Below are 720 nucleotides of genomic sequence, written 5' to 3' on the forward strand. Positions count from 1 at the left end.
GAAGGAGGGTGTGCAATATGTCGCTTACAACCTGTTGGGATCGACTTTGTTCCTGTTTGCTTTGGGCACGATCTATGGCGTGACTGGGACACTGAACATGGCAGATATCGCCTTACGGGTAGCAGAAATCCCGGCCGAGGATACGGCATTGCTGCGGGTTGGCGCGGTTCTTTTGCTGCTGGTCTTTTGCATCAAGGCCGCCGTTCTGCCCCTGCATTTCTGGCTACCTGCCAGCTACGCCAATGCGCCAATGCCCGTCGCGGCCCTGTTTGCAATCATGACCAAGGTCGGGGCTTATTCGATTCTGCGGATGTTCACACTGGCCTTTGGCCCCGATGTCGCCGCAACACAGGGACTGGTGGGTGCGTGGTTGCAACCTGCTGCACTTGTCACTTTGGCTGTCGGGGCTATCGGCATTCTGGGGTCAAAACACATCGCCCGCATGGTGGCGTTCTGCGCGATTGCATCCATGGGCACCCTGTTGATCGCAATCTCGCAATTCACGCCTGATGCAACAGCCGCGGCACTGTACTATGTGTTCCATTCGACACTGGCGACAGCCCTGCTATTCCTGGTTGCCGATCTGGTGATGGCGCGGCGCGGCGGGGCCATCGCACCAACGCCACCCATGCCGCAAAGCGGGCTGGTGTCCGCGCTGTTCTTCGTGGGGGCGATTGCGTTGGCGGGGATGCCGCCCTTGTCCGGCTTTATTGGCTAGCT

At 59.2% G+C, this 720-nt stretch carries 1 protein-coding gene; it reads left to right on the forward strand.

Features of this window, described 5'->3' with window-relative positions; genetic code table 11:
• On the forward strand, window positions 1-718 hold a 718-nt coding region (locus ACR0IP_RS23275), incomplete at its 5' end, for a proton-conducting transporter transmembrane domain-containing protein (RefSeq protein WP_480528177.1).
• Window positions 719-720 lie beyond the last annotated feature (2 nt).

This window comes from Ruegeria sp. AL11 (assembly GCF_056540865.1).